Here is a 14,633-nt window from a genome sequence, read left to right on the forward strand (position 1 = left end):
TTACAATCCCCTTTTTATCAGATACAATTTTTTCAATAAAAGGAAAAGGAGGAAATTATATGGTTAAAAGCAAGAAGTCCGCAGCTGCCATGATGCTGGTGTTTGTTTTAATGGTCGCATTAGTCGGCCCGCATGCCGCGGCGAAAACTGAGCCATCCGTCTCTTATTCGGGTGAAGACATTTTTTCCGGCATCTTTTTCGGACAAGGTGAGGTCGCAAAGCTCCTTCCTGAAGTATGGGATACCAAGGCTGTCAAAAAGATTGATCAGGATGAATTAAAGCAAGTTTCCGATCAGGTGATCGCTGATATTAAAAAGTCATCGCCGGATTATTTTAAAGAGTTGAAAGCGGCGGTCTACAGCGGCGATTATGAGAAAGTGAACAGCGTCATTGATCAAGGTTCGCAGATTATGGCGAAAGTGCTGAAAGAAGAGTTTGACAAAAAGAGCATGGACAAAGGAAAATCAACGGCCATCGGCCAATGCGCAACGGCTGTATGGGTATTTTTAAACGCGGCGGCCGCCATTGAGACGATCGCTCTTGCGGTAGCGGCCATCATTTTGACAGTAGCAAGCGTTGACGAAGATTCCGACTTAGGAAAAGAGCAGCTCATCGCTAATGTCGTTGACCGCATTAACGCGCAGCACTGAGGCTGAAGAAAGAAAACGCTAAGGAGACGAACCTTAGCGTTTTTTTGATTGAAGCATCTGTTTTAAATATGCTTCTGAATCAAAGCCGAGTTCCTCGTCGGCTTCTTTTTTCAGTTCAAGCTGAAGTCGCACGTACGTGTCATATTTCGGGCTGAGCTTTTGAAGAAGATTGCTGAAAGGCGATCCCTCCTTCAGCGCGGGCAGATCAGAAGCTGATTCTCCGACCTTGATCAGGCTTTCCCTGTATTCTTCATCTGTCTGCACTCTTTTCACAAGCTGAATGATGATGTTTTTATGAGTGTCCCAAGTGGCGGGGTCTCTCTCCAAAATCCGCTCGATAAATTGATCATGCTGTACTTTGTGCTGCTGGAGCTGAGCCGGATCCTCCTTGCCGACCAGCTGCATCATCGGGTGTGCAGCCGGAACTTCTTCCATATCATCCAATACTTTAATAAGCTCCGCCCATATCGTTTTTTTCTCATCTGTATCAATAGAAAAGTCGAGGAACGGTTCAAACAGCGCGGCGATAAATTCTCCGAAATCTCCCGGGAACAGTTTTTTCAGCTGAAGTCCCATATACTTCGGTTCATCTATTTTGACCTCGCCGATATCATGCAGAATTGAATCGACATTTTCCGCATCTTCCACGCGCTTGATCAGCATTTCAGTCAGTTTCCGTTCCTGCTCAAGCTCTTCAATCTGCCGGCTGAGCTTTTGATGCTGCCGGCGCAGTATATCATGCAGACTGCTGCCCTCTAAGAGGAACGCTTTAATATCGCTTACAGACAGTGCCAGCATTCGGAGGGCGGCAATCATTTTCAGCGTATTCACGTTCTGAGCGGAATACTCACGGTATCCGTTATCAGGGTTTTTGCTGACGGTGATTAAACCTTCCTGCTCATAATATTTGATGGCTTTTTTCGTGAGACCCGTCTGCCTGGCGGCTTCTTTTATATTCATTCTGAATCACTCCCTGTTTTTCATTCTAAACGTGTCTCTAAGGGTCAGGTCAAGAGAGGGCGGGAAATAAGACGGGTTTATTTTATATTTTAGAAATTTCAGAAAATATGATTGACAACGCACCTTTGTTGCGATTAATATAACGTTATATAATGTTATATAACGTTATATAATAAAACACTGAGGAGTGAAGGATTTGAGTCAAACTGCCGCACAAGTGAATCACAAAGTTCAGGCTTTCTTGGATGATCTGAAAGGAAAAACGATTGACCACGTCTTTTTCGTCGCTTGCGGGGGTTCTTCAGCCATTATGTATCCGAGCAAGTACGTGTTTGACAGAGAGGCGAAAGCCATCAGCTCTGATCTCTACAGTTCAAATGAATTTATTCAGCGCAATCCCGTTCAGCTCGGAGAGAACTCTCTCGTGATTTTATGTTCTCAGTCAGGCAATACGCCGGAAACGGTGAAAGCCGCCGGTTTCGCCAGAAAAAAAGGCGCGCTTACGATTGCGATGACCTTTGAGCCTGATTCGCCGCTAGCGAAAGAAGCCGAATATGTCGCGGTGTATGACTGGGGTGAGAATGCACAGGCGATAAATACGAATTACGGGGTTCTGTATCAAATCGTGTTCGGCGCTTTACACGTGCTGGAAAACCATCCCGCGTTTGAGTCGGCGATCGACGGACTCAATAAGCTCCAGACCGTATATGACAAAGCGCTTAAACAAGAAGCGGATCACGCAAAGGCATTCGCGAAAGCCCACGAAAAAGAAGATATCATTTACACGATGGCAAGCGGTGCGAACTACGGCGTCGCTTACTCCTACAGCATCTGCATTCTCATGGAAATGCAATGGATTCATTCCCACGCCATTCATGCCGGAGAATATTTTCACGGACCGTTCGAAATCATTGATGAATCCGTTCCATTTATTATCCTGCTCGGCTTAGACGAAACAAGACCCCTTGAAGAGCGGGCGCTTTCCTTCTCAAAAAGATACGGCAAAAAACTGACTGTGCTTGATGCGGCAGCATATGATTTTTCCGGAATTGACGATTCTGTAAAAGGCTATCTGGCTCCTCTCGTATTAAACCGGGTGCTCAGAAGCTATGCGGATGCGCTGGCGGAAGCAAGGAACCATCCGTTAAGCCAGCGGCGTTACATGTGGAAAGTCGAATATTAAGAACGCGCATTATATTTCACCGGACTATAATGATATATAACGTTATAGTCCGGTGACAAAGGAGGAAAAGCATCTGAAAAAGCTCATCTGCCTGTTCGTTCTGTTAGCCGTATGTCTGTCAGCCGCCGCCTGTTCAAGCCAAAGCAGTTCCTCTGACGGAAAAGTGACTCTGAAGTTTTTTCACAGGTGGCCGAAGGAGCCGGAAAAAAGCTATTTTGAAGAAGCGGTCAAAGAATTTGAAGCCGCTCATCCGGATATTCATATCCAAACGGAAGCGGTCTTAAACGATTCTTATAAAGACAAGGTGAAAGTCATGCTCGGAACAACGAGCCCCCCTGATATTTTCTTTTCATGGAGCGACCGGTTTGCTTATAAATTCATCAAAGGAGATAAAGCCCTCGATCTGTCGTCTTACTATCAGCAGGATAAAGATTGGTCCTCACAGCTTGTGCAGTCACAAATCAAACCTTTTACGCATGACGGAAAACAGTACGGTGTTCCGTGGCAAATGGACGCTAAATCATTCTTTTATAATAAGGACATTTTTAATTCATTACATTTGAAGCCCCCGGCGACATGGGATGAACTGATCACAGTCTCTGAGAAATTGAAAGAGAACGGATATATTCCGATCAGTTTCGGCACAAAAGCGCCTTGGACCATTTCTCATTATATCGGGACGCTGAACCAGCGTATGGTGGATGAAAAAACGCGGGCGAAGGATTACAGCCCGGAAACCGGGGAGTTTACGGACGAAGGCTATGTCAAAGCGCTTGAAAAGCTTCAGGAACTTCTGCCGTACTTTACAAAGCACGTGAACTCCGTTGATCACGAATACGTGCGCCAGCAGTTTACGAGCGGCAAAGCGGCGATGATTTATGCGGAAACGGCAGAAATTAAGCTCGTCGAACCGGTCAATCTGGGCTTGTTTCCTTTCCCGAAAATCAGCGGCGAAAAGGGATCTCCCCGTGCACTGACCGGATCTCCGGAAGGATTTATGATTTCCTCAAAAACGAAGCACCCGAAAGAAGCCATGGAATTTCTACAGTTTTTAACCTCGAAAAAAATGGGAGAGAAGCTGATAAAAGACGTCGGTAAATACAGCGCGGTTCAAGGAACGGCGACAGAAAACAATTCCACCCCGATCCAGCGTGAAGCCGTGCAGGATATCGTCCGCGCCGAATCAATGGTGCCGTGGTTTGATATGGATGTTGACGTTGAAATCGCCGATGTGTATGCGGCAGGCGTTCAGCAGATGCTCGGCGGCACAATGACACCGCGCGAGGTGATGAATTCCGTGCAGAAAGCGGCGCGTCAGGTCAAAGCGTCATCTGAATAGAACAGATTTCTTTGGAGAAAGGAGATGAGGATTTCCTTGGTCAGCCGAAAACGTTTCATTCCGTATCTTTTTCTCGCGCCCGCGCTGATTTTTCTGCTGTTCGTTTACATTCCGATTATTGAGAATGTGTTTTTCAGTCTGTTTGAATGGAGCTCATTTCAACCCGAAAAGACGTTTATCGGTTTGAAAAATTATATTGACCTGTTTCACGATCCCGTATTTTTTACAGCGCTCCGCAACAATGTGCTGTATGCGGTCATATCGCTGATTTGCCAGGTTGGCGGCGGCTTAATTCTGGCGGCCGTGCTGGAAGACAGATTGGTAAGAAAATGGTCGCCGTTTTTCCGCACGGTCTTTTTTCTTCCGGTCGTCATTTCCATGACCGTCATTGCGCTGTTGTTTGATTTTATTTATAACCCGGAAATCGGGCTTTTGAATCAGCTGCTGGAAGCCGTCGGACTTGATGAACTGACCCGGGCGTGGCTGGGCGATGAAAACACCGCTATGCTGTCTGTCATTTTTGTGTCTCAATGGCAGTCTGTCGGTTACATCGCCATGCTGTACATTGTCTCGATTCAGAGCATTCCTGCTGAATTATATGAATCGGCGCAGCTGGACGGAGCCGGAAAAATCCAGCAGTTTTTTCACATTACGGTGCCGCAGACGAAAGAAATGTCGTTTGTTGCTGTGGTGATGACGCTGACCGGCGCATTTACCGTATTTAATGAACCGTATATTCTGACCGGCGGAGGGCCGGGCAATGCTTCAGAAGTGCTGAGCACATTTTTGTATAAGAGCGCTTTTACAAAGGATATGATGGGCTACGCTTCTGCGATCGCGACGGTGGTGCTTTTGCTGACGCTTGCTCTGTCGCTTATTCAGATGAAATTCTTTAAGACCGGAAAGGAGGAGTAGCCGATGCTTCCTGAAAAGACGGACTTGCGTCATGCCCGTCAGGCCGTCAGAACAGGCGGAAAACCGAGAAAATGGTATGTCGGGGAAACGTCTGTGTGGCTGTTTCTCTTTATTTACCTCATTGCCGTTGCATATCCGCTGTTATGGATGGCGGTCAGCGCCTTTAAAAGCTCGGATGAGATTTTTGAGCACAGTTGGTCGCTGCCCTCTGTCTGGCATCCCGAAAACTTCGTATCCGCATGGAACCAAGGGATTTCCGCTTATTTTATGAACAGCGTCATTGTGACCGTGCTGACTTGTCTCATCACCGTATTTGTGAGCGCCTGGGCGGCATACGGGCTGGCCCGTTTTCAATTTAAAGGAAAAGGGTTTGTGCTGATCATTTGTCTTGGCGGCTTGATGCTGACGCCGCAGGTCAGTCTTGTGCCGCTGTACTCCATTATCCAGTCATTGGGACTGTACAATACGTATTGGGCTTTGATTCTTCCGTACGCAGCCTACCGTATTCCGTTTACCGTGATTCTGATCCGTTCCTATTTTTTGTCGATTTCCAAAGAGCTTGAGGAAGCTGCCTATCTGGATGGATGTACAAGTTTCGGAATATTTTTCAGAATATTCTTACCTATGAGCGTGCCGATTCTGGTGACATCAGGCATTTTGACGGCTTACCATACATGGAATGAGTTTATGTTTGCGATTATTTTTATCGATGATGAAAATTTACGGACGATTCCGGCCGGGCTGATGCAGTTCAGAGATGCGCTGCAGACGGATTGGGGCGTGCTGCTGGCCGGGCTGACGATTTCTGCTGCTCCGATCATAGCGCTGTTTTTATTGATGCAGAGATATTTTATCCGCGGCATTGCTGCGGGAAGCGTGAAAGGATAAGGAGGATGAAAAGATGAAACTGATAGCGGCCGGAGATAATGTAGTAGATTATTATCAGGATCAGGAGACGTTTTACCCGGGCGGAAATGCGTTAAACGTAGCCGTGCTTGCCCGGCGCTTAGGCCACGAAACTTCTTATATCGGGATTCTCGGCAGTGATGAAGCGGCGGATCACGTATTGAATGTGCTGAAACTGGAAAAGGTGAATGCCGATCTGATCCGCCGGGCATACGGCGAAAACGGGATGGCGGTCGTCACGCTTGATGAAAGAGGGGACAGGATATTTGCCGGATCAAATAAAGGCGGCGTGCAATCGCGTCTGACGCTCGCTTTTCAGGAGAATGACATCTCATTTATCGCCGGACATGATCTGCTGCATACGAGCGTATACAGCAGGATAGAACGTGATCTTCCGATGCTGAGCGGCCATGTGCCGATTTCCTTTGACTTCTCTGTAAAACGTGACGAAGCCTATTTAGAAGCGGTCTGTCCGTACGTGACGTATGCGTTTTTTTCCGGGAGTGATTTGAGTGAAAGTGAATGTATGCGGCTTGCCGAAAAAGCCCGCGGTTTCGGAGCGAAAATCGTCTGTCTGACAAGGGGGGAATATGGCGCGGTGTTATCGGATGGGGAACGCGTCTATCATCAGCCGGTGGTAAGAGCTGATATAATAGATACATTGGGCGCGGGTGATTCTTTTATCGCCGGGTTTCTTACCGATTTCTTCGAGCATCAGGATATTCGGCGAGCGCTTACTGCGGCCGCCGGGACGGCTGCCAAAACATGCGGAGGGTTCGGAGCGTTCGGTTACGGGCATCCCTACAGGCCGGAAGGCGGGAAAAGCAGTGAAAAAACGAGAATACGATAAGCATTGTCTCGTTTTTCATACTTGTTACGCATAGGGACTGTTAATGGTAAACGTGACGCGGTCGGTATGCATTAAAAACAGCGAGCTGTATATCGGCTTGTCTTTTGACATAAAAGCAGTTTTGTCAATTTCAAAAAGCGCATCCCCGATATCACAAGCCAGATAGCGGCTTTCTTCCTGCTTGGCGTATACGACATTTAACAGCTTCGTATTATGGGTGGGCACCACCTGATAGTGCTGTTTCAAAATGTCATGCATCGACACGCCGCCTTTAATATGCTTGCCGATGTCGGGAAATAAACTGAGCGGATAGTGGGCGATTTCGAATGAGAGTGGCTGGTCGTCGTGAAATAAAATGCGTTTTAATTCAAGAACGGGACTTTCGGAAGCGACGCGAAGTTTTTGGGCGATGGATTTAGGCGCTTCAATGGTTTCATGGGAAAGGATCTGGTGTTTCGGTTTTTTCCCCGTTGATTCCATAAATTCAGAGTAGCCGTTGACCGCGATGAGCTCCCGCTTCAGTTTAGGGCTTTTAACGAACGTTCCCTTTCCCTGCTGCCGGACGAGCCAGCCTTCTTCCACAAGATCAAGGATGGCCTTCCTGACCGTTATGCGGCTGACGTTGTACGTTTCGCACAGCTCATTTTCGGTCGGCAGTTTTACGGACGGCGAATAAACGCCCTTCTTGATATCGTCCGCGATAATTTGTTTCAGCTGAATATATAAAGGTTTCGAGCTCCCGTTATTTAACAATGGGACGGACCTCCTTTGTCAAGTAGTAGTACTATTATATGTATTATGACGTTATAATACAAATTTGCTTTTCATTTATGAATCTGTCAGAAACCCCGAACATTTTTAACATAACAGAAAGATGTGGCGGTTTCCAGTATTGGAGGAGGTTTCGAATGGCATCATTAACATTTGACCATATCAAAAAAACATACGGCGCCCAATCGGCGGCAGTGAAGGATTTTCACTTAGATGTAAAAGATGAGGAGCTGCTGGTGCTTGTCGGGCCCTCCGGCTGCGGCAAATCTACGACACTCAGAATGATTGCCGGACTGGAGAGCATTTCTGAGGGGAAGCTTTATATCGATGGAGACGCGGTGAACGATCTGCCCCCGAAGGATCGCGATATCGCGATGGTTTTTCAGAATTACGCGCTGTATCCCCACATGACGGTGTTTGATAATATGGCGTTCGGTTTGAAGCTCAGAAAGCTGCCGAAAAAAGAAATCGCAGAGCGAGTCCGGACGGCCGCCGATATTTTGGAAATCGGGCATCTGCTCAAGCGGAAACCGAAGGCTCTTTCAGGCGGACAGCGGCAGCGGGTTGCGCTCGGCCGGTCGATCGTGCGGGAGCCGAAAGTGTTTCTGATGGACGAGCCGCTTTCCAACTTAGACGCGAAATTGCGAGTGACGATGCGCGCCGAAATCAGCAAGCTCCATCAGCGTTTGAAAGCGACCATCGTTTATGTGACGCATGATCAGACGGAAGCGATGACAATGGGCGACCGGATTGTCGTGATGAATGAAGGAGATATTCAGCAGGCCGCAAGCCCCCATGAGATTTATCATTATCCGGCGAATCTGTTTGTGGCGGGTTTTATCGGTTCTCCGAGTATGAATTTTATAAAAGGCGTCGTTGAAGAAAGTCACGGGCAATGGTATTTTGCCGGTTCGTCCGTTCGTCTGCCCATTCCGAAAGAAAAAGCGGCCGTTCTTGTGCAGAAAGGATACAGCGGTAAGGAGATGATTGCGGGGCTGCGTCCGGAGCATTTGACGCTTGCCGGACAATCAGAGCACCCGCCTGAAGCGGTGTGCCGGGCTGTGGCGGAAGTATGTGAAAACTTAGGCGCGGAGATGTACGTTCATGCGGTGAGCGGAGATGACCGCATGACGATCCGTCTTGACGGCGCTTCACAGGTGAAACCCGGCGATGCCATTCTGCTTGCGGTCAATATGAACCGGGCCGTCTTTTTTGATGCCGACACTGAAAACGCCGTATATTGAAAAAGGGAGCCTGATGATCGGGGCTCCCTTATCACTTCTTATGATACGATTACCAGATTTCATCCGCCCATTCCGGATGGTCGATAAACGGATTGCGGTTATGCTGATAGTCTTCGTAAATGATTTCGTTCCGCCGTTTTTCCTTACTGTCGACGGGGTCTTGTTGATTCCATTTGAGCAAAACGGACAGTTTTCCCATGTAAGGAGCTGAGCCGTTTCCGGTTTTATCATTCAGCTCAAGGTCGGGATACCCGTCGTCTCCTTCATAACGCACCGCCATGTAAAACAGCATGCGGGCGACATCTCCTTTAACCTCATCGCGCGGCTCCCAGGAATCACCGTCGTAATAATTGCCCGGCGCTTTCGGGTATTCTGAGCCGCCGTTATCAAAATCCATGTTTCCTCTGGCACTGTTCACCTGGACGTCTGCAGGGCGCAGATGATGAATGTCCGTCCCGGGGCCGGCAGCTGTTCCGAAGTTTCCGTGTGACTTTGCCCACACGTGTTCCCGGTTCCAGTCCCCGACGCTGCCGCCGTTTTTACTTTTGGCCCGTGATTCCTGGGTGTAGAGCAAGATGACATTGTTCGGGTTTGCCGGATCTTCGTCAGTTTCCTTCAATGCATTCCATACTTGGCTGTAAGACAGCTTTGTATGTCCGCTGATGATGCGGTGCAGGGCGCTCTTTAAGGCCGTTCCGCTTTTTCCGGAAGCTTCTTTGTAATATGTGTCCGTATCCGCAGACGGAGTGATGACAGCTGAGGCAGTTTGCGGAAAAAGAGTTGTGCCGCCGGCAGTTGAAACCGCCATCCGGCTGTACAGATTCGTGTCAGCCGGCGCGCCCGCAGAGGCTGACGGCGCGGCCCATCCAAAAATGAAAAACAGGCAGACAATCGGCAGAAACCAAAGTTTTTTTGTCATGACTTGCCCTCCTTTACCTCTATTATCCAAAAAATAAATCTAATATTCTATCTTTTTTGAAAAATGGTTCCTTCGGCTTATTGGTCAAAGTATCCGGAAAATCATTGATTTTTTGGAAGATATGATAATGAACTCGTTATGCGCTCCTTCTATAATGAAGATCATCTTGTCAGTTTTTCAGTTTAAAAGGAGGGTGTGTATGGAACACCAGCAGCTTTCGGCGGCGAATATCGGGATTTCCGATGACATACAATGGCTGTCTCAATTCGGCGCTTCCGCTTCCGGCGGAGTGACGAGGCTTTTATATACGAAAGAATGGATGGACGCCCAGCTTGCCGTCAAAAAGAAAATGGAGGCGTTCGGGCTGGAAACGGCATTTGACGATGTCGGAAACGTGTTCGGCCGGCTGAACGGCACAGAATCGCCTGGTGAGGTGATTCTGACCGGGTCGCATATTGACACCGTTATTGACGGCGGCAAATATGACGGTGCGTTCGGCGTGCTGGCGGGCATGCTGGCGATCCGGCATTTGCATGAGACGTGCGGGCGTCCGAAAAAAACGCTGGAGGCTGTGTCGCTCTGTGAAGAGGAAGGGAGCCGTTTTCCCATCACCTATTGGGGCTCAGGCAATATCACCGGTGCTTTCTCGCTTTCAGATGCGGAAACGCCGAAAGACGCGTCCGGCATTTCTCTGAAAGAAGCCATGCGGCAGAACGGCTTCGGTGCAGGCCGTTATCCAGCACCGCTGCGCACAGATATCAAAGCCTTTCTGGAAATTCATATTGAACAGGGGCAAACGCTTGAACGATCAGGAAAGGATATCGGGATTGTCACCGGGATTGCCGGACAGAGACGCTATACCGTTACGCTTGACGGTGAATGCAACCATGCCGGCACCACTTCAATGAAATGGCGGAAAGACCCGCTCGCGGCGGGAAGCAGCATCATCCACGAACTGATGCTTTCAGCGGAAAGACAGCCGGAAGAGCTCCGTCTGACGTGCGGGAAAATGACGGTTGAACCGAATATGGCGAATGTCATTCCGGGCCGTATCCAGTTTTCCGTTGATATTCGCCACCGGCAGGAAGACGTGCTGGCAGCCTTCCATCAGAAACTGGCGTCGATTGTTGAAAACATCAGCCGCAACAAAGGAGTCAGGCCCATTATTGATGAATATATGAGGATAGAGCCGGTTCAAATGAATCAGACACTGACGCGTACCACAGCGGAGGCTGCAAAAGAACTGGGGGCGGACCCGGAGAAAATCGTAAGCGGAGCGGGACATGACGCCCAGATGCTCGGCAGAACCTTTCCGGCCTGCATGCTGTTTGTACCGAGCCGTGGCGGGATCAGCCACTCGCCGCTTGAATTCACACCCGCACATCAGCTTGAAACCGGCGTCCTTACGCTGGCGAATGTATTACATAAACTTGCCTATTAACGTAAAGGGGGAATCGGCGTGCCGACCAGAAAAGAATTGTGCATTCCGCAAAGAACCATTATGACACCGGGACCGACAGAAGCTGAACCGAGAGTGCTGAGGGCGATGTGCGCTCCGATCATCGGCCAGTTTGACCCGGCATTTACCGGCATCATGAACGAAACGATGCAAATGCTCCGTGAATTGTTTCAAACGGAAAACCGCTGGGCCTATCCGATTGACGGTACATCAAGAGCGGGGATTGAGGCTGTTCTCGCAAGTGTGATAGAACCGGGCGACAGCGTGCTCGTTCCGATATACGGACGCTTCGGATACCTGCTGACTGAAATCGCCGAGCGGTACGGAGCGGACGTTCATACGATCGAGTGTGAATGGGGAACGGTCTTCCGGCCTGAAGAGATTATCAGCGAGATGAAAAAGATTTCCCCGAAAATCGTCGCTATGGTGCACGGAGAAACATCAACGGGGCGGATTCACCCGCTGCAAGAAATCGGGGAAGCGTGCCGCGCCCAAGACGCACTCTTTATCGTGGATGCCGTGGCCACGATCGGAGGCTGCGCCGTAAAAACGGATGAATGGAAGATTGACGCAGTCATCGGGGGAACGCAAAAATGCCTATCGGTCCCCTCCGGAATGGCTCCGATTACTTATAATGACCGGACGGCAGCTGTCATTGCCGCGCGTAAAAAGGTAGAACGGGGCATTGCGACGGCAGCTGACGGCAAAATGCTGTCCGGTCATCGGCCGATTACGAGCAACTATTTTGATCTGAGCCAGCTCGAGGATTATTGGAGTGAAAGAAGGCTGAATCACCATACAGAAGCGACAGCAATGCTTTATGCGCTGCGGGAGGGTGTGCGCCTTGTCCTGGAAGAAGGACTTGAAGAACGGTTCCGCCGGCATCGGCGTCACGAAAAAGCGCTTACGGCGGGACTTGCAGCGATGGGCCTTGATTTATTCGGCGATCCGGGGGCGAAGCTGCCTGTCGTCACATGTGTGAAGATTCCGCCGGAAGCAGACGGCGAATCGATCAGAAGGATGCTTTTGTCTCAATTCGGAATTGAAATCGCCAGCTCATTCGGTCCGCTGCAGGGGAAAATTTGGAGAATCGGAACGATGGGCTACAGCTGCAGAAAGGAAAATGTGCTGTTTGTGCTGGCCGGACTTGAAGCGGTTCTGATCAGACACGGTGTTGCCGTTAAAGCCGGGGAAGCGCTGCAGGCGGCCCTTAACATATATGATCTGCCGGCTGAAACCGGTGTGCTGTCATGAGACATGAAAACGAGATTGAAATCATCTGGACTTTTTTCCCTTTTCCCCGTTATACTGAATGGTATAAAAAATGACAAATATGGAACGATCATCTGTTTGTCTGGGGAGAAGGTAAGAAATCATGGCGTACATGGGCCGATTGTCAATTTTAATGCTGAATATGTTTATTGCGATGCTTGGAATCGGATTGATTATTCCGATTATGCCCGCATATATTACCGAATTCGGAGCGACGGGGAGCACGATGGGTCTGCTTGTTGCGGCGGCGGGGCTTACACAGCTTTTATTTGCGCCTATTGCCGGGGAAATAACCGACAAATACGGACGGCGGAAACTGATTATTTTCGGCATCGCCGCCTTTGCCGTGTCACAATTGATCTTCGCTTTTGCCGGAAGCCTGTGGCAATTGTTCGCATCCCGCCTTTTGGGCGGAATGGGCGCGGCGTTTTTAATGCCGTCAATGTTCGCTTACATAGCGGATATTACGACCGAAGAAGAACGCGGGAAAGGAATGGGGCTGTTCAGCGCGGCGATGACGCTCGGTGTCGTCATCGGGCCCGGTGTCGGAGGCTATTTGGTTCATTACGGCATGTCTGTGCCGTTCATCGTGTCCGCAAGTCTCGCCTGCTTTTCAACGGTGCTTTCATTTTTCTTTCTGCCTGAAACGCTGGGACGTGAAAAGCAGCTGGAAGCCCGGGCAAAAACGGAAAAACGTGAGCATCTGTTTAAGCAAATGTCACGCGCGCTCAAGTCGCCGTTCGCGTTTATGCTGATTCTGGTTTTTGTGCTGAACTTCGGAATTATGAACTTTGAATCTGTTTTCGGCCTTTACGTTGACCATAAACACGGATTTAAAGCGTCTGATATTGCCTTTATTATTACGGCTGCGGGTCTCATCGGCGTGTTTGTGCAGGCGGTCGGCGTCAGTTATCTCGTCCACAGGTTCGGGGAAAAGCGCGTCATTAACGTGACGTTGATCGGGGCTGCTGCAGGACTTGTGTGGTGCCGGTTTGCGGGTTCATATTGGGCCGTTTTTGCCGCGGCAATCTTTTTCCTGACGCTGACATCGCTGCTCCGGCCGGCGGTTAATACGATGCTGTCGAAGCTCGCCGGTGACCAGCAGGGGTTTGCCGGAGGGATGAACACCTCATTCATCAGCTTAGCGAATATCGCCGGACCGTCAGCCGCCGGTTTTCTCTTTGATGTAAATATGGAATTTCCGTATATGCTGGGAGCGGCCATTCTCGCCATCAGTTTTCTTGTCGCGCTTGGCTGGGGCAAAAAGACACAGACCCGGCCGTTCACGCAGCAAGGATAGAATCAAAAGCCTCCGGGTATCCGGAGGCTTTTTGCTGATTGCCGTTTATTCTTTGGCTGTCTGCATCTCTGAATTTGCAGAGATGCGCATAGAGGGAAAATCATATCGAACGCCATTGTGAATTATAGGAAAAACCGTTGTTCCGCATGCTCAAGCATGGCGCGAATGGAAACCGGAACAGGTGTAGATAAAGGAAAACCAGCTTTATCGCTTGACGAGTCTGACGAATTTGATGCCGGAAGTTGATCAAAAAAGAAGGCAGTCAGGCGGGGACATCATTGAGCGGTAAATGCTGAGAAGGAAAAAGCAGTGTTTTGGAACTTGCTGTTTCGTATGCAGGGGGGAGAGCATTCTGATAAAACGGGTCATTGAAATAATACGAACTGTTCAGAAGGGGTCTATTGGTGACATTAAGGAGTGGTGGTCTTATAAAACCTTTCTCGGATGACTTTGTGATGGTTCCCCTGCACGAATTTTGCAGATTAAAACCCGCAATTAGGCCAACACACAATTATGCAAGAGACAATCATCTAAAAAGGGTGTCGGTAAGTACAATATGGTGTACGGAAAAGGAGTTGAAAATATTGTATTATTACCCGTCATTCCATTTGTATCAGCGGCAAGAATTTAATTCTTATCCATGGGCCCATCAATTGACCCATTCAGGGAGCTCCACCTATGTTTCCGCGCGCCCTCCTTTTTATAATTCTCCATGTTACAGAGAGTGCATAAGAAGCGGAGCGGATAGTTATTTCTGCTGCTATATCTGCGGTTTTTGTTAAAAAGAAAGACTTATAGAAGTAAGTGATCTTTCCAAGATGACAGTGAGACCATTATCCAGACAGCCATTAGCAAACACACAAAG

General features: G+C 49.0%; 13 protein-coding genes. 10 read left to right on the forward strand and 3 right to left on the reverse strand.

Features of this window, described 5'->3' with window-relative positions; genetic code table 11:
• Nucleotides 1–59: 59 nt before the first annotated feature.
• On the forward strand, nt 60–650 hold the full coding sequence (locus AC1RRX_RS02710) for a sporulation delaying protein family toxin (protein WP_007410098.1): 591 nt from the start codon (nt 60–62) through the stop codon (nt 648–650).
• Between the two features lie 33 nt (nt 651–683).
• Here AC1RRX_RS02710 and AC1RRX_RS02715 read toward each other — a convergent pair whose 3' ends face one another.
• Nucleotides 684–1,610, reverse strand: coding sequence for a MerR family transcriptional regulator (locus AC1RRX_RS02715; protein WP_040238906.1), 927 nt, complete (start codon nt 1,608–1,610; stop codon nt 684–686).
• A 196-nt stretch (nt 1,611–1,806) separates the two neighbouring features.
• Here AC1RRX_RS02715 and AC1RRX_RS02720 point away from each other — a divergent pair, with 196 nt between their 5' ends.
• The 5 genes from AC1RRX_RS02720 (at nt 1,807) to AC1RRX_RS02740 (ending at nt 6,803) form a co-directional block, all read left to right on the forward strand.
• The gene (locus tag AC1RRX_RS02720; RefSeq protein WP_007410100.1) at nt 1,807–2,793 is read left to right on the forward strand and encodes an SIS domain-containing protein; all 987 of its coding nucleotides are present in this window, start codon (nt 1,807–1,809) and stop codon (nt 2,791–2,793) included.
• Between the two features lie 73 nt (nt 2,794–2,866).
• Complete coding sequence (locus AC1RRX_RS02725; RefSeq protein WP_144463955.1) at nt 2,867–4,132, forward strand: ABC transporter substrate-binding protein; 1,266 nt, start codon at nt 2,867–2,869, stop codon at nt 4,130–4,132.
• A 24-nt stretch (nt 4,133–4,156) separates the two neighbouring features.
• Complete coding sequence (locus tag AC1RRX_RS02730; RefSeq protein ID WP_012118373.1) at nt 4,157–5,047, forward strand: carbohydrate ABC transporter permease; 891 nt, start codon at nt 4,157–4,159, stop codon at nt 5,045–5,047.
• 3 nt (nt 5,048–5,050) lie between these two features.
• A complete protein-coding gene (locus AC1RRX_RS02735) occupies nt 5,051–5,935 on the forward strand; it encodes a carbohydrate ABC transporter permease (RefSeq protein WP_003151895.1) in 885 nt (294 codons plus the stop codon).
• Between the two features lie 13 nt (nt 5,936–5,948).
• On the forward strand, nt 5,949–6,803 hold the full coding sequence (locus tag AC1RRX_RS02740) for a PfkB family carbohydrate kinase (RefSeq protein ID WP_144463922.1): 855 nt from the start codon (nt 5,949–5,951) through the stop codon (nt 6,801–6,803).
• A 24-nt stretch (nt 6,804–6,827) separates the two neighbouring features.
• Here the strand turns inward: AC1RRX_RS02740 and frlR are convergent, their stop codons facing one another.
• Nucleotides 6,828–7,556: a transcriptional regulator FrlR gene (gene frlR / locus AC1RRX_RS02745; RefSeq protein WP_020956300.1), complete on the reverse strand. Its 729-nt coding sequence runs from the start codon at nt 7,554–7,556 to the stop codon at nt 6,828–6,830.
• 155 nt (nt 7,557–7,711) lie between these two features.
• On the opposite strand from frlR, the gene AC1RRX_RS02750 reads away from it, so the two are divergent.
• Complete coding sequence (locus AC1RRX_RS02750) at nt 7,712–8,818, forward strand: ABC transporter ATP-binding protein (protein WP_020956299.1); 1,107 nt, start codon at nt 7,712–7,714, stop codon at nt 8,816–8,818.
• A 49-nt stretch (nt 8,819–8,867) separates the two neighbouring features.
• On the opposite strand, the gene AC1RRX_RS02755 is transcribed toward AC1RRX_RS02750, so the two are convergent.
• On the reverse strand, nt 8,868–9,737 hold the full coding sequence (locus tag AC1RRX_RS02755; RefSeq protein WP_007410107.1) for an endonuclease I family protein: 870 nt from the start codon (nt 9,735–9,737) through the stop codon (nt 8,868–8,870).
• Nucleotides 9,738–9,936: 199 nt separating this feature from the next.
• Here AC1RRX_RS02755 and allC point away from each other — a divergent pair, with 199 nt between their 5' ends.
• The 3 genes from allC to AC1RRX_RS02770 all read left to right on the forward strand — a co-directional run bounded on the left by allC (nt 9,937) and on the right by AC1RRX_RS02770 (nt 13,768).
• The gene (allC, locus tag AC1RRX_RS02760; protein WP_144463923.1) at nt 9,937–11,178 is read left to right on the forward strand and encodes an allantoate deiminase; all 1,242 of its coding nucleotides are present in this window, start codon (nt 9,937–9,939) and stop codon (nt 11,176–11,178) included.
• Nucleotides 11,179–11,238: 60 nt separating this feature from the next.
• Entirely contained in the window at nt 11,239–12,450 is a 1,212-nt protein-coding gene (locus tag AC1RRX_RS02765) for a pyridoxal-phosphate-dependent aminotransferase family protein (protein ID WP_258566443.1), read from the forward strand.
• Between the two features lie 121 nt (nt 12,451–12,571).
• Nucleotides 12,572–13,768: an MFS transporter gene (locus tag AC1RRX_RS02770; protein ID WP_144463925.1), complete on the forward strand. Its 1,197-nt coding sequence runs from the start codon at nt 12,572–12,574 to the stop codon at nt 13,766–13,768.
• The last annotated feature ends 865 nt before the right edge of the window (nt 13,769–14,633 follow it).

The sequence above is a fragment of the Bacillus sp. GW821-FHT11D08 genome, from assembly GCF_058808515.1.